The sequence below is a fragment of the Romboutsia maritimum genome (assembly GCF_002251085.2).
In the GTDB taxonomy this organism is placed as follows: domain Bacteria; phylum Bacillota; class Clostridia; order Peptostreptococcales; family Peptostreptococcaceae; genus Romboutsia_B; species Romboutsia_B maritimum.
Map to the genome: position 1 here is coordinate 1 of NZ_NOJZ02000105.1, position 554 is coordinate 554.

Sequence of the window (554 nt, forward strand, 5' to 3'; positions counted from 1 at the left end):
CTATAAAAAAAATAAATACTTTATAAATTTTAATGTCTATGCTAAATTAATACAATTTATTCAAGTAGTATAAAATAACACCTTAAGGTAAAATATTACCAAGGAGGTGTAAAAATGATTAAGGCAATCAAAGTAAGGTTATATCCTACTATATATCAAGAAGAACTAATGTTTAAAAGTGCAGGTATTGCAAGATTTTCTTACAACTGGGGATTGAGTTTTCTTAATAAGTATTATGAGGAAAATAATAAATCCTTATTTATTGGTGAGTTAAGAAAAGAGTTTACAAAGTTAAGAAATGATAATGAATTTACTTGGTTAAAGGAAGTGTCGTCAGAAATACCACAACAAGCACTTAAAGACTTAGGAGAATCATTTAAGAAGTTCTTTAAAAAAGAATCGCTGTATCCTAAATTTAAGAAAAAAGGTAAATGTGAAGTTTCTTTCTTTCATCTTAATAACAAATTTATCGTTGAAGATAATCATATTAAACTTGAAAAAATAGGTTATGTGAAAATGAAAGATGAAGGTAGGCTACCAGTTGGAAACTATAA

General features: G+C 26.0%; 1 protein-coding gene. It reads left to right on the top strand.

Features of this window, described 5'->3' with window-relative positions; genetic code table 11:
• Positions 1–114: 114 nt before the first annotated feature.
• Positions 115–554 (top strand): RNA-guided endonuclease InsQ/TnpB family protein (locus CHF27_RS14065; protein WP_147294108.1); only part of this gene is annotated, 440 nt, incomplete at its 3' end.